The organism is Streptomyces sp. NBC_01451, from assembly GCF_036227485.1.
GTDB lineage: Bacteria > Actinomycetota > Actinomycetes > Streptomycetales > Streptomycetaceae > Streptomyces.
The window spans coordinates 8,485,210-8,504,749 of record NZ_CP109479.1 but is presented as its reverse complement, the minus strand read 5'-3'; the positions used below and the strand labels follow the sequence as shown (position 1 = coordinate 8,504,749).

Here is a 19,540-nt window from a genome sequence, read left to right as displayed (position 1 = left end):
CGGTCTGGCTGACGGTGGATCACGTCGGGGCCGGGTCTCGTCAGCTGACATCGCGTCAGCGCCCCAGCCGCGGCGGAAGGACTTCGACCATGCGCTCTGCCCGCCTGCTCCTCGCTACCGCGACGGCCACGGCCGCTCTCGCGATCGCCGCGCCCGGCGCCTTCGCCGCCGACGGCGGCGACTGGGACAACGGTGACTCTTCCTACAGCAAGGAGCACGACAAGGACAGCAAGCACGACAAGCCGAACGGCGGGATGCACACGGGTGGCGGTGCGCTCACCGCGGTGAACGAGGGCGACTGGAGCAAGGGCGACAGCTCGGACGAGGGCAAGAAGGGCGACTGGAGCAAGGACGACAGCACGGACGAGGGCAAGAAGGGCGACTGGAGCAAGGACGACAGCGCCGACGAGAGCAGCAAGGGCGACTGGGGCTCCAAGCACGAGAAGCCCAGCGGTGGCATGCACACCGGCGGTGGCGCACTCGCGGCCCCGAGTGTCACGGCCGGTGGGCTGGCGGCCCTGGCGGTCGTCGGCGCCGGCGCGTTCGCGATGCGTCGTAGGAACGCGGCCGACGGGGCGTCCTGACCGATGCCTGACATAGCAGCCGGGGCCGTCGCGTGCGCACATCCGCCTGTGCGCACTGCGGCGGCCCGGCCGGTTCACGTCCCTCCCGGCCCCTCCCAGTCCCGCTACGCGCTGTGCCCGTGTTCCAGTGAGGTGGTTTCCGATGGCAACCCGGTTGCCTTCCCCTGTCGAGTCCCCATCGGTGTCGCCCCGGCGGCGCCTTTTCGTACGTCTGATCGCGTGGACCGTCGTTCTCCTGATCCCGGCGCTCTTCCTCTTCTCCGGGAACGACGAGTCGACCGGAGACGCCCGCGCGCCGCGCGCCGCCGCGGCCCATGCCCCGTCCTCGTCGGCAGCGCCGAAGTCCTCGGCCGTGCCGCAGGCCGGGAAGCGGCTGCCGCGGGCCCGGCCGACGCGCCTGCTCATCCCGGCCATCGACGTGGACGCCCCCTTCGTCGGCCTCGCCATCGGCGACTCGGGGCAGCTCGAACCCCCGCCCGCCGACGACGTGAACCTGGTCGGCTGGCAGGCGGACGGCGTGTCCCCGGGAGAGGCGGGTACCGCGATCATCGCCGGGCACGTCGACACGGCGACCGCCCCCGCCGTCTTCGCGGGGCTCAGCGAGCTGAAGAAGGGGGACCGTTTCTCCGTCAACCGGTCCGACCGACGCACGGCCGTCTTCGTCGTCGACAGTGTCGAGACGTTCGCGAAGGACGACTTCCCCGACGAGCGCGTGTACGCCGACACCCCGCAGGCCCAGGTCCGGCTCATCACCTGCGCCGGTGACTACGACCACTCGGCGCGGGACTACACGGACAACCTGGTGGTCTTCGCGCACCTCGTCTGACCCGCCGGCGTCCGGCGGGGGCCCACCTGGGGGATCAGCGGTGGCGAGCCGGAACACCCGCTCCTAGCTTCGGCATATGACCAGACGACAGATCACCCACCTCGTATGCACCGCGGCTGTCGTGGCGTCGGGGCTGGGTGCCGCCGCGCCGGCGGACCACCGTACGGCGCATCAGGTGCTCCGCATACACCGGGTACAGCCCGGCGAATCGATCCAGCAGGCGGTGGACGCCGCCCGGCCGGGGGACACCGTTGTCCTCTCCCCCGGCACCTACCACGAGAGCGTCCGCATCACGGTCTCGGACCTGACGCTGCGGGGCTCCCTCGCCGGGCCCGCCGTGATCGTCCCCGGCCCGGCCGCCACTGCTGTCGCCGGCGCCGACGGCACCTGTGCCGCCGCGGGCAACGGCATCTGTGTGAACGGCACCAGGAGCAGTCCCGTCAAGCGCGTCACCCTGCGCTCGCTGACGATCCGGGGCTTCGCCAAGAACGGCCTGTGGGCGTCGTGGACCGACCGGCTGAAGGTCCAGGACGTGATCTCCGAGAAGAACGGTCAGTGGGGCATCGCCCAGGAGAGGTCCGTACGCGGTGTGTTCACCCGCAACACCGCCGAGCGCAACGGCGACGCCGGACTCTTCGTCGCCAACACCGTCGACCGCGAGGACGGGGCCCAGGACTCCAAGGGCACCGTGATCAGCCACAACCGGCTGGCCGGCAACCGCATCGGCGTCACCGTGCGGCGGCTGCGGAACCTGACCGTCGAACGCAACGAGGCGACCGGCAACTGCGCCGCGGTGTTCGTCGTCGGCGACGAGGGCACACCCCGCGCCGGGGCGATGACCGTACGCCGCAACCACATCCACGCCAACAACAAGCTGTGTCCGAAGACCCCCCGGCTGCCCTTCCTGCAGGGCTCGGGCATCGTCCTCACCGGCACCGAGAAGACGCTGGTGACGAAGAACAGGGTCGAGGACAACGTGGGCGCCTCCCCGCTGTCGGGCGGCATCGTGCTGTTCAAGAGCTTCGTGGGCGCCCCCAACGAGAGCAACGAGATCCGCGACAACGTGGTGCTGCGCAACAGCACGGCCGATCTCGCCGACCGGGACACCGGCAGGAACAACACCTTCCGCGGCAACACCTGCGGGGTCTCCGAACCCGCGGGACTGTGCTGACCGTCCGACGCACCAGCCACCGCACCCGCCCCACTCCCCCACACGGCACAACCACAGAGGCGAGGAAACACATGACGACCGTCGACCCGGCTCCCCCCACCGCCACGGCTCCCCCGGCTCCATCGGCACCGCAGGCTCCGATGCGGCTGAGGGAGCTCGTGTTCGGGGCGGCCTGCGCCGCCGCCGTACGCGCCGCCGCCCGGCTGGGCGTCGCGGACGCCCTGAACGACGACACGCCCACGACCGTGGAAGACCTGGCGGCGGCGGTGAAGACCCAGCCCCACACCCTCAGGCGGCTGCTGCGCGCGCTGTCCTGCCAGGGCGTCTTCGCGGAACGCCCCGACGGCACCTTCGTCCACACGGAGATGTCCCGGCTGCTGCGCGAGGACGATCCGCACAGCCTGCGGTACATCGCGCTGTGGTGCACCGAGCCGTGGACGTGGAGCGTCTGGCCTCAACTGGACGAGGCGGTGCGCTCCGGCCGCAACGTCTTCGAGGACATGTACGACAGGGAGTTCTTCTCGTACCTCAACGAGGAGGCCCCCGAGTCGGCGTACGTGTTCAACCGGGCCATGACGACATCCAGCGAGCAGTCCGCTCGGGACGTCGCGAACCTGCTGGACCTGACCGGGGTGTCCTCGGTCGCGGACATCGGCGGCGGCCAGGGCCGGGTCGTGGCGAGCCTGCTGGAGAAGCACCCCCGGATGCACGGCACGCTGCTCGACCTGCCCGGAGTGGTGGAGAACGCCGATCCGCGGCTGTGCGACGGAGGTTCACTGGCCGCGCGGGTGAGCATCGTGGCCGGGGACTGCCGGGAGGACATCCCCGTGTCCGCGGACGTGTACATCATCAAGAACATCCTGGAGTGGGACGACGAGAGCACCCGCAGGGCGCTGGCGAACGTCAGGAAGGCGGCGCGCCCCGGTGCGCGGGTCGTCGTGATCGAGAACCTCGTGGACGACACACCGTCGATGAAGTTCACGACGGCCATGGACCTGCTGCTGCTCCTCAACGTCGGCGGCGCGAAGCACACCCGGCAGAGCATGGTCGACCGGCTCACGGACGCGGGCCTGGTCATCGGCGAGATCCGCCCGGTCAACGCGTATCTGCACGCGTTCGAGTGCACCGTCCCCAACTGACCCCGCATCACAGTCGAACCCCCGAGGCCGGTACCGCGAACGTCGCGGTACCGGCCTCGGGGGTTCGGTGCTCAGGAGCCGGAGGCGTCCCGCTCCCACTGGTAGAAGCAGCGCGCCATGGCGTCCTTGGGGCTGCGCCACGTCAGCGGGTCGTACGCGGAGACGTACGCCGACAGCTTGTCGCTGACGCTCCGGAACTCGGGGTGGCCGGCCACCTTCGCGATGGCGGGCGCCGGGTCCTGGTCGGCTTCGATGAAGTGCAGGTACACGTCGCCGTACTGGAAGAGACTGCGGCGGGTGACACCGACGAGGTGCGGGAGTTCACCGCTGTCGGAGGCGGCGAACAGGTCGGCGATCGCCGGCGCCGACTCGGGTGCCATGCGGGCGACGATCAGGGCGTGGTGCATCGGATGTCCTTCCTGGGCCGGTGGCTCAGCGGGGCAGGGGCGCGTTCTGGCGGTCACGGGCGACCTGCTCGATCCGGTCCCGGATGAGCGCCATCTGCGTACGGGAGTTGCGGTTGATGTTGTCCGTCATCCACTCGTCGTCGACCGGGGCGTCGGGCTTCATCGCGAAGTCCTGCGTCCAGCGCATCTGGGTGCCGCCGGGCAGCTCCGTGTACTCCCACAGGATGTTCATGTGGGCGAAGGGGCCCGTCTCCACCCGGCGGGCCCGGACGATCCGGTTGGCACGGTCGACGGTGCGTTCCGAGACCCAGCTCCAGACCTTGCCGTTGTCGTCCGGGTACATGGTCAGGCGGAAGGCCGTCGTGTCGCCCTCGCGGGAGAGGACTTCGAGGGACGAGTACTCGGTGAAGAGCCGGGGCCAGTTCTCGATGTCGTTGGTGATGTCCCAGACGAGGTCGAACGGGGCGTCGACGGTGATGCTGTTCTCGGTGTGTCCGGACACTTTCAGGCTCCAGCCTTGAGGGTGCTGTTGACGAGGTCGAGGAACTCCTGGGGCGTCCTGCAGCGCTCCGAGTCGGGGGGCAGCGAGCGGCCGTACTGGTTCTCCAGCTCGCCGACGATGCCGAGCAGGCCGAGCGAGTCGAGGCCGAGGATCCCGAACGGGGTGTCCGAGGCGCGCTCCAGCTCGCCGGGGTCGACGGTGACTCCGGCTCCCCTCTTCATGAGGGCGGCCAGCTCGTCGTAGGTCACTTGGGTGGTGAGCATGCGGGTGTCTCCTTCCCGCCCGGTGGTCATCGGGCGGAGTCGTCTCCACGGCGCACTACCAGCGCCGCGTTGGAACCCATCAGTCCCCGGCTGAGGACCAGGGCCGTGCGCGGCTCGGCGGGGCGAGCGCGGGACATCACCAGGTCGAGGTCGTGGCAGATGTCGAACACGTTGGGGGTGGGCGGGATCAGGCGGTGCTCCATGGCGAGCACCGCGGCGGCGATGTCCAGCACGGGCGCCCCGCAGTAGGCGCGCCCGATGCCGGTCTTGGGCGCCGTGACGGGGACCTTGGCACCGTGCGTCCCGAGGGCGTCGGCGATGGCGCCGGCCTCGGCGCGGTCCGCCTCCGGCACGCCGAGGGCGTCGGCGAACACGACGTCGATCTCCTCGGGGGCGCACCCGGCCTCGTCGAGGGCACCCCGGATCGCCTGGGCGAGTCCCTCCCGGGACCGCTCCCAGCGTGAGGCGCCGGTGAAGGTCGCGGCGTGACCGGCCACAGTGGCCCGGACGGTCGCCCCTCGCTCCCGGGCGCGGTTCTCGTCCTCGACGACGAGCATCGCGCCGCCCTCCGCGGGCACGAAGCCGCACGCGCCCTGGGTGAAGGGCCGGTAGGCGCGGGCCGGGTCCTCGGCCGTGCTGAGTTCGGCGTAGCCGAGCTGGCAGACCATCGAGTAGGGGGCGAGGGGTGCCTCCGCGCCGCCGACGACGACCGCGCCGGTGCCGCGCCGTACGGCCCGGGCGGCGTGCGCGACGGCGTCCAGACCGCCGGCCTCGTCGCTCGCGACCACCCCGCACGGCCCCTTGAAGCCGCCCCGGATGGAGATCTGGCCGGTGCTGGCGGCGTAGAACCAGGCGATGGACTGGTACGGGCCGACGTACCGGGAGCCCTGGCCCCACAGCTTCTGGAGTTCCCGCTGCCCGAACTCGCCGCCGCCGGATCCGGCCGCGGTGACCACACCGATGTCGTAGGGCTCCGCGGGCACTCCCCGGCCGATTCCGGCGTCGTCGAGGGCGAGGGCGGCGGCGGCCATCGCGAAGTGGCTGAACGGGTCGGTCTGGACGAGGAAACGTTCCTCGATGAGGCCCGCGGCGTCGAAGCCCCGGACCTCCCCGGCCACCCGGAGCGGGAGGTGTCCGCAGCCCTCGCGGGTGATCCCGTCCAGGACGACGAGGCCCTCGCCGACGGCCTTCCAGTACGCGTCGGTCCGCAGGCCGTTGGGCGCGATCACCCCGATCCCGGTGATGGCCGCGCGCGGGGTGCGCCGAGTGGGCCGGGTCTGTCCTGTGCGCTGAGTCTGCCGTGTCGTCATCGGGTCCTCCCGCCCGGCCCGGTCAGCAGCACGGCCGACTGGAAGCCGCCGAATCCGCTGCCGACGGAGAGCACGTTCCTGAGCCTGTGCTGGCGCGCCGTGCGCGGCACGTAGTCCAGGTCGCACTCGGGGTCGGGTGTCTCGTAGTTCGCCGTCGGCGGTACGACCTGGTGCTTCAGCGCCAGGACGCACGCGACGATCTCGATCGCGCCGATCGCGCCGAGTGAGTGGCCCACCATGGATTTGATGGAGCTCATGGGTGTGTCGTAGGCGTGTGCGCCCAGGGACCGCTTCACGGCGGCGGTCTCGTGCCGGTCGTTCTGTTTGGTGCCCGAGCCGTGCGCGTTGACGTAGTCGATCAGCGTGGGGTCGAGGCGGGCCTGGTCGAGCGTGGAGTCGATCGCCCGGGCCATCTCCAGTCCCTCGCTGGTCAGACCGGTCATGTGGTAGGCGTTGCCGAAGGTGGCGTAGCCGCCGACCTCGCAGTAGATGTGGGCGCCGCGGGCCCGGGCGTGCTCGTACTCCTCCAGGACGAGCACCGCCGCGCCCTCGCCCATCACGAAGCCGTTGCGGCGGGCGTCGAAGGGCTTGGAGGCGTGTTCGGGGTCGTCGTTGTTGTCCGACGTCGCCTTGATGGCGTCGAAGCAGGCCATGGTGATCGGCGAGATCGGCGAGTCCGCCGCGCCGGCGATGCAGATGTCGGCCCGGCCCTCCTCGATGGTGTGGAAGGCGTAGCCGACCGCGTCGATCCCGGAGGTGCAGCCGGTGGAGACGGTCTGCACCGGGCCCTGGGCGCCGAACTGTTCGGCGACGACCGAGGCGAGGGTGCTCGGCGAGAACGCCCGGTGCAGTTGCGGGTCGGCTGCGCGGTGGTCCACGTCCCAGCGCTGCCCGCCCTCGCTGACCTTGACGTAGTCGTGTTCGAGGCGGGTGGTGCCGCCGACGGCGCTGCCCAGGGAGACCGCGACGCGCCACGGGTCCTGCGCGCCGGTGTCGAGGCCGGAGTCACCGACGGCCTCGGCGGCGGCGACCATGGCGAACTGGATGTAGCGGTCGGCGTGTTGGCTCAGCTCCGGGTCCAGTCCGTGCGCGAACGGGTCGAAGTCGCATTCGGCGGCGATGCGCGAACGCAGGCCCGCCGGATCGAACAGCGTGATGCCCCGGGTCGCGGTACGGCCGCCGGCGAGGAGGTCCCAGAACGCCGTGGCCCCGGTGCCGCCCGGAGCGACCACACCGATACCGGTGACAGCCACCCGCCGGGTCACCGTATGGCCCCGCTCCGCTCGGACCGCTGTCCGTGGTCCGGAGCGAGCCGGTCCGGCCCGCCGACGGCGAACTCCGTGCCGGGTACGGCGGTCTCGGTCACCTCCGTGTCGACGTGCCCGAGGCTCGGGCGCGGGGCGAGCGGGCCCAGGTGGAAGACCATGCGGGCCTCCACGTCACCGACGTTGCGGAAGCGGTGGCGCACGTCGATCGGGATCAGGAGGCCCTGATCGGGCCTGAGGGCGTGCGTCTCGCCGTCCAGGTCCACTTCGAGTGCGCCTGAGACGACGTAGACGAACTCCTCGGAGTACGGGTGGTAGTGCTCGCCGATGCGCTCGCCGGGCTGGACGATCGCCAGGCCCATGAAGCCGCTGGTGGAACCCACCGTGGCGGGCGTGAGCATGGCGCGCAGGTCACCGCCGCGTCTGCGGTTGGGTTCTGTCTCGCTCAGGTCCACGATGCGTGGGTGCTGCTTGTTCATGGTTGAGACCTCCGGGTGGGGCAGGGACGTCGTCCGGGCGGGGCGGGGCGGAGTGGGTGCGGCGCGGTGAGCACCACGGTGATCCGTCAGGCAGGCGCCGAGCTGCGGTCGGTGACGGGCATCATGTCGGCGTGCGAGAGGAGGCGGTTGAGGTTGCGGTCCGTCTCCAGGGAGCCCTCGACACCGATCGCGGCGCCGTCCAGAAGAAGTTCCAACTCCGCTGCCTTCCCAGGCCCCTTGAGGCCGAGGGAGGACATCGGGTCGGCGTCGAGCTCACCGGTGACGTCGACGAGCCTGACAACGATGTCATCACGCTGGAAGACGGTGCTTCCGTACACCGGGCCGGCCGGGTCGTCCGCCGCGGCCTCGTCCTGGTGGGCGAGCAGCCGCGCCAGGTCCATGCCGCGGCCTTCCTTCGCCGGGTAGTACAGCGCGTGCCGCCGCAGCCCGGCGGGGGCCTCCCTGCCGGAGACCACGTGGTGGACGGCCGGGAGCGCAGCCCGGGTGAAGAAGACCCGCGCGGAGTCGGGGTCGCTGAGGTCCCGGTCCTGCTCCAGGTAGGGGTTGATGGCCTCCTCGACCGCCCGCACCTCGGGCTGGCGGGCGACGTGACGCAGTGCGGCGAGGAGATCGCCCTCGACCTCCACGGCCCGTACGACGCGGTTGCCGTGCATGAAGAGGGAGGTACGGCGCAGCCGGGTGGTGTCGTCGACCTGGGCCTCGGGCGACGTGTAGCCGGCCAGGATCTCGGCGACCTTCGACTCGGAGCCGGGCTTGACGGTGAAGGTGAGGGCGTGGCGCGCGACCCCGTCGCCCACGCGGGCCGCCACCTGCGTGCCCGCTGTCGCCGAAACGGGAGGGAGCGGGGCGTTGGGGGTGGTCTCCCGGAGGATGCTGTAGCGCATCGACCGGGTGTCCCGGACGCAGCTGTGCATCGGCCGTACGGTCTCGACGTGCTCCTCGCTGTTCACCCAGGCGAGGAAGGGCGGGGCGCTCTCCCACTCGCTGGTGATGAGCCACTGCGAGGGGTTCTCGATCGACTGGCAGAGCTGGTCACTGAGGTGACCGGGCACGGACGCAACCTGGTTGCGCATGTGTTCGTACGCGTCCAGGAACTGCTGCTGGGCTCCTTCGTACAGGTCGAGCAGCAGGATCACCCGCAGCCTGGAGCCGTCGAACGCCGACTGCGATATGCGTCCCGAGATGGTCATCCGGCGCACCTCTCCTCTTCGTCGTTGAAGTTCGCCTTCGTCCTGGAAGTCCGTCGTGGAAGTCCGTTGCGGAAATCCGTTGTGGAAGGCGGGGAGCGACCGCCGTGTCCGAAATGCCGGGGCCGCCATGAGCCGATCGTTGACGCGAGTCGCGATGTGCGCGACTCCCGCGGGGTCGGGCGAGTGAACCGTGCGCCATCCGGGTGCCTCCGGCGGGCGGAACGGTTCCCGGGGAGGCACTGTGCAGGGGCATCCCCTCGCTGACCCGCGTCCCGGCCACGACCGGCAGACACTGGAGGCATTCAATGAACCGCGCGGAAGAGGCCGACGGCGGAGTCGGCCACCACACACCCGTCCTGATCGTCGGCGGCTCCCTGGTGGGGCTGTCCACCTCCCTGTTCCTCGGACGCCTCGGGGTGCCCCACACGCTCGTGGAGCGTCACTCGGGCACCTCGATCCATCCGCGCGGGCGCGGGAACAACGTGCGCACCATGGAGTTGTTCCGGGTGGCCGGGGTGGAGCGGCGCATCGAGGAAGCGGCGTCGGTCCTGGCGGACAACCACGGAATCCTGCAGACGCCGAGCCTGGTGGGCGACATGGGCGAGTGGCTGTTCAAGGAGATCGACCCCGGCGGCGGGCTCGCCCGGTTCAGCCCCAGCGGGTGGTGCCTGTGCAGCCAGAACGACCTGGAACCCGTCCTGTTGGAGAGCGCGCGGGCACTCGGCGGGGATCTGCGGTTCTCGACCGAGATGATGTCGTTCGAGCAGGACCCCGAGGGCGTGACCGCGCGGGTCAAGAGCCGTGAGACCGGTGAGCACACCACCATCCGGGCGGACTACCTCGTCGCGGCGGACGGTCCGCGCAGCCCCGTCCGCGAGCAGCTCGGCATCGGGCAGAACGGCCCCGGCGACCTGTTCCACAACGTGAGCATCACCTTCACCTCCCGCGGCCTCGCGGACGTCGTCGGCGACCGGCGCTTCATCGTCTGCTACCTGACCAGCCCGGACGCCGACGGCGCCCTGCTGCCGGTCGACAACCGGGAGCGCTGGGTGTTCCACGCACCGTGGCACCCCGAACAGGGCGAGACGATCGAGGAGTTCACCGACGAGCGGTGCCGGGAACACATCCGGCGGGCCGTCGGCGTACCGGATCTGGACGTGGAGATCACCGGCAGGGCCGCCTGGCACGCCGCCGAGAGGGTCGCCGAACGGTACGCGGACCGCAGGGTCTTCCTCGCCGGCGACTCGGCCCACGAGATGTCCCCCACCGGGGCGTTCGGCTCCAACACCGGTATCCAGGACGCCCACAACCTCGCCTGGAAGCTGGCCGCCGTGCTCGGCGGCTGGGCGGGTCCCGGCCTGCTGGGGTCGTACGACATGGAGCGCAGGCCGGTCGCGGAGGCGACGAGCGCCCGGGCCTCCGCACGGTCGGTCGAGCACAGCCACCCCGGGTACACACCCGCTCCGGGAGCCGGCGGCCCGGGAGGCCCTGGCGCCCCCGGCGGCAGAAAGGGCGGAATCCTCAACGTGGCCCTCGGCTACCGCTATCCGCGGGGCGCCGTGCTGGGCGCCGATCCGGCGGTACCGGTCGTGCCCGAGGGCGTACGGCTGACGGGTGAGCCCGGGAGCAGGGCTCCCCACTTGTGGCTGAACCGCGCCGGCACCCGGATCTCCACGCTCGACCTGTACGAGAACTCGCTGGTGTTCCTCAGCTCGGCGGGCGGCATCGGCGGCTGGCACGACGCGGCGACTGAGGTCGCACACCAGTTGTCGGTGCCGCTCGACTCGTACCGGATCGGCACCGGGCCGGACGCCGAGCTGTCCCCGGCGAGCGACCTGGAGTGGGCGGAGGCCCATGGCGTCAGCCCGGAGGGAGCGGTGCTGGTGCGCCCCGACGGATTCGTCGCCTGGCGCTCCGAAGGCCCGGCGGCGGACCCCGGGGCGGTGCTGCGGGAGGCCCTTTCGGCGTTGCTGGACCTGGGCTGACGGCTCGGCCGACCGTGCACGGACACCTTCGCGCTCGTGCGTGGTGGCGGTGTTGCTCGATGTGTTACCGCCCCGGCCCCGTCCGACACACCAACTCGGACGGGGCCGGGGCTCTTGTCCTGCTGGTACAGCGCACCCACGGGACGGAGGCGCGCAGGACCGGGCTCATCCCCCTACGCCCACACCTATACCTATACCTGCGCCTGCGCCTGCGCCTGCGCCTGCGCCTGCGCCTGCGCCTGCGCCTGCGCCTGCGCCTGGCACGATAGATCGGCGCAGACGATGCGCATTGGGCAGCACCGATCAGCCCGTAACGTCGCGACCTTGGGTAAAACGCCAACGGTCCATGCGGACCGGCGTGTTGGATGTAGCTTCGCCGGCATGAGCGATGACATCCGCATAGACCGTGCCCCGTCGGCCGGGGGCGGCATCCAGATCACGGTCAGCCTCTCCCCCACGGTCCTGGCGAAGCTCCAGAAGGACGGCTCCTGGACGGAGTCCATCAGTGAAGGCCAGGTCACCGGAGACGGACCAGTCATCACCCAGATCGAGTTCAAGGTGCCGTAGGCCTCGCAGCTCGCGAACGACGCCGCCGCTCCCCTCTGGGTGGGCATCTCGTCGGAACAGATCCCGAAGCGGGTGTGGTGACTTCACTGACACCGCTCAGCGGAGCGCAGCACATCGACTTCGGTACGCACGAAAATCTACTTTGGCAAGAGTAGACATTGAAGGGTCGACGTGGTTAGAGTTTCTGTCGTAGCCGAGATCAACGGGGCCTGGCAGAGACGAACTGCCGGCCAGCAGCACCAGCAGTACACGTAGTTGCAGGGCGCAGGACGGTGTGGTGGTGGAGTTCCGAAGCCAGGGTTGTCGCAGGACGGCGACGGGACTGACGACCGGACCGGGTGGCCCGAAGTGATCAGGGGCCGCCGTGAGCAGTGCCGTATGGGCAGTACCCGTTGGTGCAGTTCGCACCATGCAGCAGTGAGGTCAGTGAGCAGCACCTCGGTGAAGGCGTCGGCTGCGGACGCGCGCACCGGGAAGTTCGGCAGTGGGGTTCCAAGCCAGAGCAGACGCAGGACGGGCGACGGGGCTGGCTGCCGAAGCGTGGCGCTTCCCCAGGCCACTGGGCAGTTCGCATCACCGGCAGTACGCAGTACCCGCTTGGTAAGTGATCAATCCCAGAGGGAAGAACGGAGGAGCCAAGCGCCATCAGGATCGCCCGGGCCGAAGCCTTGAACCCGGGTACCGCAGGACATCGACAGTGAGGTGGTCTCCGGTCGAGCAACCGCGATCCCAGCACACCCGACAGCGTTTCGGTCGGGTCTGCGGAAACAGAGGGCCGGCGCAGTCGCAGGGCCGGCAGATGGTGTAGCAGTTCCTTCGGGGCCCTGGTGCGATTGGCACCAGGGCCCCTCCATACGTTCCATGGAATTCACCAGCGTTTGTTGCCTGTTGCTCCCCGACAGCTGGACGGCTCCCGTCCTGCGAACAGGAAGGGAGCCGTCCAGCGGGTCGCACGCCTATTGCCTTCAGCGGGTCATGCGTGACGACGCGAATGCCGGTTGCCGGTGACGACGCGGTAGAGCGCGAGCAGGAGGAAGGAGCCGACGATCGCGGCGATCCACGTCGAGATGTCGAAGAATCCGTCGATGGAGTCGACGCCGAATATCACCTTGCCGAGCCATCCGCCGAGCAGACCGCCGACGATGCCGATGAGCATGGTGATGATGATGCCGCCGGGGTCCTTGCCCGGCATCAGGGCCTTGGCGATGGCGCCGGCGAGCAGGCCGATGATGATCCACGCGATGATGCCCATCGTTTTCTCCCTCAATAAAGACAGTGTCAGCTCACCGTCTGCACCGAATACGCGCGAACAAACGTCTTCTCCGTATCGCAGCCCCGTCAGCCTTTGATCCAAGCGATCGGTCCGGCAACTGGTGGGGCTTAAGACTCACTTTGCGTTCGGCGGGCAGGATGTCGCGGTGGCGGGCATTGGGGTCGCGCCATCGCGGGCAGGCGCGCAGGGGCCAGGCCGCGCTTGTGGTTGGGGTGGTTCGGGGAAACGATGGCGAACTGCTGCAGCGGTCCAAAGCGGGCTTCGATGGGGGGGGCCGCCCACACACGGCGTAGGTCGGGTCACCGTCGGGCCGTGCGGCACGGATCGCCTTCAGCGCAGCCAGCGGGTTCGCGACACGATCTTGTATTCGTGCGCTGGAAGATGACACCGTGCCGGGTGGGCAGGCTGCGCAATGCCTCGCGGCCTCTGTGGCTGATCCAGAAGTGGAATTTGCCCAGGTGGGCGATAACTTTTCGCAGTGCCCAGCAAGTGAAGGACCGCTGAACTTGGCACCGGGCAGGTGGCGGCCATCACGCTGACGAAGTCCGTCCCCAGACTTGAGCGCGCCACAACTTCCTCCCGCCCGCGGAGGATCCAAGCAGACCCGGCCGATCCCATCGAAGTGGTGGATGCAATCGCGGGCCCGAGTCCTCGGTCACCTCGGTGGGAGTGGTCTATTGACCGCCGCTCCCACGGACGTGACCCAACCTGGTGGGGCATGACTCGCCCGGCTCTGTGACCGACACAAGTGCCATCCCCGATGAGTGCTGCACCCCGCCGTCGGAGAAGGAAACGGGAAACAGCATCGATCGCCTTGTCCGTCCAGGCCGGGTTGCCGCACTCTTTCGTGCAGCGCCACCCCGGCCTGGACGGATGGGCTTTGGAGGTTTCCGTGCAACAGCCGTCCACCGAGTTCGGCGAAGAGCTGAGGAAACGGCGTCTGGAGGCCGGGCTGAGTCTCACGGCCTTGTCCGGCGCCGTGCATTACAGCAAGGCGCAGTTGAGCAAAGTCGAGCGAGGCATCAAGGCACCCAGCCGTGACCTCGTTCGGCTGTGCGACGCCGCCCTCGACGCCAACGGAGCACTGAATGCCCTGGCCACCCCGGTTGTTGCTGACACATCAGCCGAACCGGCGCCAGGCCAAGTCGATGAGGAGGACTGGGTCATGCAGTTGTCGCCGGACGGCGCGAACCGGTTCCAGCCCATGGGTCGGCGAGAGGTGATGAGCGCCGGTGTCGCATCGCTGATGACGTGGCGACCGGACGGCACCGGTCCTGCCTCCCCGGCCTCGGGTGCCGGCATGCTGGAAGCCTCCCGCTCGCTGTTCACGCATTACCGGAAACTTGGCCAGACCGTGGAGCCCGGTCTGCTCCTTCCCGTCCTGATCGCGCAGACGCACACGCTGCGGGAACTGTCCGCGCAAACCGACATTGGCACGCGTCGGCAATTACTGGCGCTCGGCTCCCGGTACGCCGAATATGTAGGCTGGCTCGTGCAGGAAACCGGGGACGAACGTGCGGCACTGTGGTGGACTCAGCGCGCGGTCGATCTGGCAGCAGCAGGCGGCGACGAGGCACTGGCTGGTTACGCACTGGTCCGCAGAGCTTTGGTCACCTTGTACCGGGACGATGCCGAGCAGACCGTTGACCTGGCCCGTCGCGCGCAGAGCAGCAAGCTGCCACCACGGATCCGCGGGCTGGCCGCACAACGTGAGGCACAAGGACACGCCCTGGCGGGTGATCTCAATGCGTGTCTGCGTGCCTTGGAGCGCGCTCGTATACTCCTCGCCCTCCGGGACGACGGCTCCGACGAGCCGGTGATCGGCACCATGCACCTTCCCGACCCGGTCGGCATGGCCACCGGCTGGTGCTTGGTCGATCTCGGGCGGCCGAGGGAGGCGAGCGAGGAACTCGATCGGCAACTCGCCCTGGTCGGCCAGGACGCGGTGCGCACGCAGGTGCGGTACGGGGTGCGGCGTGCGCTCGCCTACGCATCGGCGGGCGAGATCGACCACGCGTGTGCGCTCACGGCATCGTTGCTCGACGGCGTGGCGGCAGTGCGTTCAGCGACCGTCACGACCGATCTGCAGCGTCTCGCCCGGATTCTGGCGCGCCATGCAAATCTGCCGTCCGTACGTCAGCTCGGGCCGCGACTCGGCACATTGTCGCGCTCGTCCACTTCCTGAGGGGGACATAGCCGTGAACGAAGTCTTCATCAACTACCGCACAGGCGACGGGGAGAAGACCGCTGCGTTGATCGATCAAGAGCTGTCGCGTCGCTTCGGATCTCAGCACATCTTCCGTGCATCAAGGTCAATCGCCCCCGGCGAGGCCTACCCCGACTCCCTGCTGGACGCGCTGCGACGCAGTTCCGTCCTGCTGGCCGTTGTAGGGCCGGACTGGACGAACTTTCGAACCCGACTGCACGACCCGGAGGACTGGGTGCGTAGGGAGATCGAGGAGGCGTTCAGTTGTGAACTTCCGGTCGTTCCCATTCTGGACGGCCGTAAGACGAACCGGCTGAGCAAGGCCGACCTGCCCCACGAACTGGCACGGCTCGCCGACCTCCAGTCCATTCCGTTCGACACACACGACACCGAGAACGGTGTCAGGCGCATCGGCGATCTGGTCGCCGAGATGGTCCCCGGACTGAACGACCTGTCCCCAGCCCAGGAGACGTCGTCAGCGTCCGACACCGTGACCAACTCGATCGGAGACGTGAGCGGAACGGCGGTACAGAGCCGTGACTTCACCGGCGACGTAGGCGGCACCATCGTGAAGGGCTCTCGTGGCCCCGTCCACACGGGCAATGGCCACATCTACCAGAACTCCCGCCACGTGTCGGGCGACCGGCACCTCTCGGGCAACGGGATGACCTACGTCGAAGGTGACAACCACGGCAGCGTCCAGCATCGGTTCGGTGAGCCGGACCGACGCGAGGACGACAGTCGGTGAGCCTGCACGGCAGTACACGAGTCGAGAACCCGCAGGGCTTCACCCATACCGGTGCCGGCAACATCTACGTCAACGTCGGTGCCCACGTGCAGGACTATGACAAGCCGGCCTTCCGGCGGATCGCCGAAGACCAACTTCGTTGGCTGCGGCGCGTGCTGGTCAACCCTGACGAGATGGGCAAGGCCCGCGCTGTGCTCGCCGACACCGGCACCGTCATTCTGGGAGGTCTCCCGGGCAGCGGCCGCACCTCCGCAGCCCGCGTGCTCCTGCGCGAATGCCGCTCGGACAGCGGCGACTTCCACGAACTTCTGCCGGGTGAGGAAGACGAACTGGCCCTCCACGATCCTGCTCTGGTCGCAACCGGTGACCAGTTGCTACTGGATCTGTCGGCTTCCGACGACCGCCAATGGTCCGCGGCGCTGGCCGATCTCCCCGCGCTCCGCAAGGCCGTACACGACCAGCACGCACATCTTGTAGTCGTGATGCCGCACGGCGGCACCCTCGATCCCGATCTCCAGTCTTACCGGGTCGAAATCGGGCGGCCTCCAGGTCTGCAGGTTCTCCGGCGGCACCTTCGCATGCACGGCATGCCGTACGAGCAGTACATGCAGTCCGACGTCACTGTTGACGAGTTCGTGCGCGGGAAACGGCCGATGCGGGAGATCGCGGACTTCGCCGATCTGGTGCGGCGTGCCCGCGAGGCTGCTCGGCCGGACGAAGGGTTCACACAGTGGTGCGCGACAGCCAAGAGAGCACGGAACGACCGACGGAAGGAAGTCGCCACGGTCGTCGCCGGATTACGCGAGGCTCCTCAGCGCGCGCTGCTGATCGCCGTCTCGATGCTCCACGGGGCGCACGCCGACGTCATCCACCGTGCGGCCCAGCTTTTGCTGCGCACTCTCGACTCCCCGTCGGACGGGGTACCGCTGCTCCAGCACAAGGACCTCGCTGAGCGGCTTGCGGAAATCTCCGCCGAAACTGGTCCGGGCGGATACGTGCGCTTCAAGGAGTTGGACTACGACTCCGCCGTGCGCGCACATTTCTGGGACCACATGCCTGACTTGCGACCCCATCTGGCCACCTGGACTGCAAGCATCGTGGACCTGAACGATCGGCACGTCATCCCGACCGTTCGTGACGGTCTGGTGGCGCGTCTGGCCGGTCAGTACCTACGGACCGGGCGCGGGGACGGTCTGGCTTCTCTCGCCGAACTATGGAGTACCGGGGCGGCGGGCAGAGCGCGGCTGGAAGCCGCTGTCCATGCGCTCACCTGTGGTCTTGACGACCCTGCCCACAGCAGGGACTTCCGCGAACGGACCTACCAATGGTGTGCTCACCGCAAACTCAGTGGAGAGTTCGCACAGGTACTCGTCCGGATCTGCGCCGATGTGCTCGCAGCCAGCCATCCGGATCAGGCTCTGCTCCGGCTGTACTACCTGGCTCGGCGCGAACGCGGCACCACACTCGCCCTGCAGGCGTTGCACGACCTGGCTGCTGGCAGCCGCCGACTGCGCCGAAGGCTGCTCGACCGCCTTGCCCGATCCGACCTCTCACCGCCCGACCTGGGCATCTTCCTGCGAGCCTGCGATCCGGTGGCGCTGACGGACTCCTCCGACATCCCACGCGCGCTGGTCGAGGAAACCGGGGTACAGCGCTCCTTGACCACCTGCTGGCATGCGGTACTGGCCGAACTACCGCGCGCGACGTGGCAGCCGCACGCGGAACGCTGGCTCCACCGCGCGGCCGACAACACCGGACCCCAGAGCGAGCTTCTGCTCGACCTCCTCGTCAACGCGGCCGAACGGTGCGCGGAAAGACGCGGTGAGGTCTTCGCCGCTCTGTATGCGAGCGCCCGCGAAGCCGAGCGCGGTGCTCCGGGCGGCCCAGCGCGCTCCGTCAAGACCACAGAACTGCTACTCCACAAGATCAGCGCGGCCCAGGGCCTCGGGCTAGTCGCGCCGCCAGCATCAGCCAAGGGGAGTCAACCGTGACGACCGCACGCAAGACGACAACTGTCTTCCTCACCGTCTTATGCGGCCTACTGCTGACCATCGTCGGCCTGACACAGCGGTGGCCCACCTGGATATGGCCGGTGTTGGCCGTGCTACTCCTCACTGTTCCCGCAGCGGCCTTCCGAATCGCTTCACTGCGTCGCGGCTCCGTGCCAGTCAGCTTCGAGGAACAACTCACGGCGGCCCCCGTTGAACGCACGGAGTGCCACGTCAGCCGAGTGGCGCTGCCCAGTCAATGGGCGGACTACAACTTCGTGTTCTCGGCGACCGTACGGTGGTACCTAGTCGAATCACCCGGAAATGCCCCCGTCCTCAATCCGGCAGGACTCGCAGTCGAAGCAATCCTTAGCCGCGCCCGCGCCGTCACCGAGAGACGGGAGCCGGGCCAATTCTCACTCGTGCAGCACGAGCTCAGCGGCGTTCTCAGCCGTATGTGTCCGGACTCCACAGACTATCTCCAGGCTATGGCGGAAAACGTCAGCCTCACCTTGCTGGAACAGGACCAGGAGCGCTTGGACAGACTCGCCGACGTGCGCAAGGACAAGGCGGTCTGGGAGCACCAACGCAAGTACGAACAAAGCAAGCGCCAGTACCTGGGCGAGGACGTGCTGAAGGACACCGGCAGTGCGGTGGTCTGGTGGCTCGCCAAGAACGACGAACACGTGGAAAAGACAGTGGCAGACCTGGCCCTTCTCGCGCAGCTCACATCCGCAGCCAACGACACCGAAATTCCTGAGCGACTTCAGAACCTCCTGTCTCAGCAGCCCGGCGAGCAAAACGCTCCGGAATTTCTGGAGAAGGATCCGGCCCCCGCCCCAAAGGAAGGAAATGCTGCAGATCATCTCTCGGGCTTCTTCGACGCCATGGGATTCACGGAGGGAGACGTCCGGCGGGCGATGCTGGCCAAACAGATCTCTGTGATCATCACGCAGCAGAACCGACACGAGACAGCCGAGGACGTGCTACGCCGGTTCGATCCGCCGACCTTCGCCCCGAACATCGATGAGGAGCCGAATTCAAATTCCGACGCGCCCGATGAACCATCCGGGTCCCCAGTCATTTAGGAGAAGGCAATGGACAGCGAGTTGGCCGCTCTCGCAGCGTCGGGAGCAACCACACTGGTTTCCCTCATGGTCACCGACTCCTGGGCACATGCCCGAGAACTTGTCAGACGGTTCCTGGCACGTACCGGTTCGAATGCCACCGCAATCACCGACCTGGACAATGCGAGGACCCGGCTGCTCAGCACCGACGCTACAGGTGACGAGCCGACCACCACCGACGTCAGAACTCAGTGGCACGGTTACCTACAACAACTCGTCGAATCCGGGTCTGTCACCAACGGCGAACTGCGCATCTTGCTGACTTCGTTGCAGCAACTTGCCGCTACCTCCGTGACCTGTCATGGAGCCGTGCGGAACGAGATCAACGGCGGCGTTCAGCACGGTCCCGTCATCCAGTCAGGCCGAATCACCGGGCTTACCTTCCACACCCACCAATCCTCAGCCTCCAACCAGGGCTGAGTACAGACCCGCTGAATTCTGCCCTCAGCCGGCAGGCCGTAGGGTCTCTCCCTTCTCGGCAGCAGCGTC

Annotated in this window: 19 protein-coding genes; 11 read left to right on the top strand and 8 right to left on the bottom strand. The window is 68.7% G+C overall.

What is annotated here, in order from left to right:
- The first annotated feature begins 89 nt into the window (after positions 1-89).
- From OG595_RS37445 to OG595_RS37430, 4 genes are all read left to right on the top strand, one after another.
- On the top strand, positions 90-584 hold the full coding sequence (locus tag OG595_RS37445) for a hypothetical protein (protein WP_329279995.1): 495 nt from the start codon (positions 90-92) through the stop codon (positions 582-584).
- Between the two features lie 142 nt (positions 585-726).
- A complete protein-coding gene (locus OG595_RS37440) occupies positions 727-1,410 on the top strand; it encodes a class F sortase (protein WP_329279993.1) in 684 nt (227 codons plus the stop codon).
- Positions 1,411-1,486: 76 nt separating this feature from the next.
- Entirely contained in the window at positions 1,487-2,581 is a 1,095-nt protein-coding gene (locus OG595_RS37435; protein WP_329279991.1) for a right-handed parallel beta-helix repeat-containing protein, read from the top strand.
- 71 nt (positions 2,582-2,652) lie between these two features.
- Positions 2,653-3,720, top strand: a complete 1,068-nt coding sequence (locus tag OG595_RS37430; protein WP_329279989.1) for a methyltransferase — start codon at positions 2,653-2,655, stop codon at positions 3,718-3,720.
- A 71-nt stretch (positions 3,721-3,791) separates the two neighbouring features.
- Here OG595_RS37430 and OG595_RS37425 read toward each other — a convergent pair whose 3' ends face one another.
- The 7 genes from OG595_RS37425 to OG595_RS37395 form a co-directional block, all read right to left on the bottom strand.
- Entirely contained in the window at positions 3,792-4,127 is a 336-nt protein-coding gene (locus OG595_RS37425; RefSeq protein ID WP_329279988.1) for a TcmI family type II polyketide cyclase, read from the bottom strand.
- A gap of 25 nt (positions 4,128-4,152) precedes the next feature.
- A complete protein-coding gene (locus OG595_RS37420; RefSeq protein WP_329279986.1) occupies positions 4,153-4,629 on the bottom strand; it encodes an SRPBCC family protein in 477 nt (158 codons plus the stop codon).
- A gap of 2 nt (positions 4,630-4,631) precedes the next feature.
- Positions 4,632-4,892 (bottom strand): phosphopantetheine-binding protein, encoded by a 261-nt coding sequence (locus tag OG595_RS37415; protein ID WP_164323487.1) that lies wholly within the window; start codon positions 4,890-4,892, stop codon positions 4,632-4,634.
- A gap of 26 nt (positions 4,893-4,918) precedes the next feature.
- Positions 4,919-6,202, bottom strand: a complete 1,284-nt coding sequence (locus tag OG595_RS37410; protein ID WP_329279982.1) for a beta-ketoacyl synthase N-terminal-like domain-containing protein — start codon at positions 6,200-6,202, stop codon at positions 4,919-4,921.
- Complete coding sequence (locus OG595_RS37405) at positions 6,199-7,467, bottom strand: beta-ketoacyl-[acyl-carrier-protein] synthase family protein (protein WP_329279981.1); 1,269 nt, start codon at positions 7,465-7,467, stop codon at positions 6,199-6,201. The genes OG595_RS37410 and OG595_RS37405 overlap by 4 nt, the downstream gene beginning before the upstream one ends.
- A complete protein-coding gene (locus OG595_RS37400; RefSeq protein ID WP_329279978.1) occupies positions 7,464-7,946 on the bottom strand; it encodes a cupin domain-containing protein in 483 nt (160 codons plus the stop codon). Before OG595_RS37400 ends, OG595_RS37405 begins: the two co-directional genes overlap by 4 nt.
- A gap of 86 nt (positions 7,947-8,032) precedes the next feature.
- Entirely contained in the window at positions 8,033-9,157 is a 1,125-nt protein-coding gene (locus OG595_RS37395) for a SchA/CurD-like domain-containing protein (RefSeq protein WP_329279976.1), read from the bottom strand.
- Between the two features lie 305 nt (positions 9,158-9,462).
- Here OG595_RS37395 and OG595_RS37390 point away from each other — a divergent pair, with 305 nt between their 5' ends.
- Both OG595_RS37390 and OG595_RS37385 read left to right on the top strand, forming a co-directional pair.
- Positions 9,463-11,142, top strand: coding sequence for an FAD-dependent oxidoreductase (locus OG595_RS37390; protein ID WP_329279975.1), 1,680 nt, complete (start codon positions 9,463-9,465; stop codon positions 11,140-11,142).
- 381 nt (positions 11,143-11,523) lie between these two features.
- On the top strand, positions 11,524-11,709 hold the full coding sequence (locus OG595_RS37385; protein WP_329279973.1) for a hypothetical protein: 186 nt from the start codon (positions 11,524-11,526) through the stop codon (positions 11,707-11,709).
- Between the two features lie 973 nt (positions 11,710-12,682).
- Here the strand turns inward: OG595_RS37385 and OG595_RS37380 are convergent.
- Positions 12,683-12,961 carry a GlsB/YeaQ/YmgE family stress response membrane protein gene (locus OG595_RS37380; RefSeq protein ID WP_329279971.1) on the bottom strand — a complete coding sequence of 93 codons (279 nt, stop codon included), beginning with the start codon at positions 12,959-12,961 and terminating at the stop codon, positions 12,683-12,685.
- A 913-nt stretch (positions 12,962-13,874) separates the two neighbouring features.
- Here OG595_RS37380 and OG595_RS37375 point away from each other — a divergent pair.
- From OG595_RS37375 to OG595_RS37355, 5 genes are read left to right on the top strand one after another with little or no spacing between them, the layout of a single operon-like run.
- Complete coding sequence (locus tag OG595_RS37375) at positions 13,875-15,167, top strand: helix-turn-helix domain-containing protein (RefSeq protein WP_329283503.1); 1,293 nt, start codon at positions 13,875-13,877, stop codon at positions 15,165-15,167.
- A 13-nt stretch (positions 15,168-15,180) separates the two neighbouring features.
- A complete protein-coding gene (locus OG595_RS37370) occupies positions 15,181-15,936 on the top strand; it encodes a toll/interleukin-1 receptor domain-containing protein (protein WP_329279969.1) in 756 nt (251 codons plus the stop codon).
- The gene (locus OG595_RS37365) at positions 15,933-17,927 is read left to right on the top strand and encodes a hypothetical protein (RefSeq protein WP_329279967.1); all 1,995 of its coding nucleotides are present in this window, start codon (positions 15,933-15,935) and stop codon (positions 17,925-17,927) included. The genes OG595_RS37370 and OG595_RS37365 overlap by 4 nt, the downstream gene beginning before the upstream one ends.
- Positions 17,924-19,012 carry a hypothetical protein gene (locus OG595_RS37360; protein ID WP_329279966.1) on the top strand — a complete coding sequence of 363 codons (1,089 nt, stop codon included), beginning with the start codon at positions 17,924-17,926 and terminating at the stop codon, positions 19,010-19,012. Before OG595_RS37365 ends, OG595_RS37360 begins: the two co-directional genes overlap by 4 nt.
- A gap of 9 nt (positions 19,013-19,021) precedes the next feature.
- Positions 19,022-19,471: a hypothetical protein gene (locus tag OG595_RS37355; protein ID WP_329279963.1), complete on the top strand. Its 450-nt coding sequence runs from the start codon at positions 19,022-19,024 to the stop codon at positions 19,469-19,471.
- Positions 19,472-19,540: the final 69 nt, after the last annotated feature.